A 906-nucleotide genomic window follows, 5' to 3' on the forward strand; every position below is an offset into this window, starting at 1 on the left:
CTCACCCAGTACCGCTACGACGAACACGGCCAGCTGAGCGCGGTGATCAACCGCAACGGCGACACCGTGCGCAGCTTCAGCTACGCCGACGGCCTGATGGTGACCCACAGCAACGCCCTGGGCCTGGGCTGCCACTACCGTTGGCAAACCCTGGGCGACAAGCCGCGCGTGGTCGAGCACTGGACCAGCGACGGCGAGCATTACCACTTCCGCTACGACCTCGACAGCCGCACCAGCTGGGCCACCGACGTGCTCGGCCGTGAGCTGCAAGTGCAGTACAACGCCGACCACCGCGTGGTCGCCAGCCGCGACTACGGTGGCGAACGCTATGCCATCGAACTGGACGAGCAGGGCAACATGGTCGGCCTTGACCTGCCAGACGGCAACCGGCTCGCCTTCAAGTACGATGAATACGCCCGCCTGCTGGAAGAAACCGATCCACTGGGGCGCAAGATCCAGTACGAGTACCACCACCTGACCACGCTGGTGACCAAAGTCAGCTACCCGGATGGCAGCACCTGGCAGGCGCGCTACGACGACAAGGGCAACCTGCTCGCCGAAATCGATGCCCTCGGCCAGATGACCGAGTACCTGAACAGCGATGACGGCCTGCCGCACACCATCATCGACGCGACCTACAAGTCCAAGTACCTGTGGTGGAATACCCTGGCCCAGGTGGAGCGTTATCAGGACTGCTCGGGCAAGAGCACGTACTACCGCTATGACGAGCGCCAGCACCTGGTCGCGGTAACGGACGCGCTGAACCAGACCACCACGCTGGAACGCAAGCCCGACGGCGAAGTGCAGCGCATCAGCCACCCGGACGGCACCACCGAAACCTTTACCTACAACGTCTACGGCCAGGTACTCAGCCACACCGACGGCAAGGGCCAGACCACCCGCCTG

The 906-nt window shown here is 64.0% G+C and carries 1 pseudogene; it reads left to right on the forward strand.

The features are described from left to right. Positions 1-906 (forward strand): annotated as a pseudogene (locus WF331_RS29135) (type IV secretion protein Rhs); the annotation flags it as partial.

Source organism: Pseudomonas sp. YNh (genome assembly GCF_037993085.1).
GTDB lineage: Bacteria > Pseudomonadota > Gammaproteobacteria > Pseudomonadales > Pseudomonadaceae > Aquipseudomonas > Aquipseudomonas putida.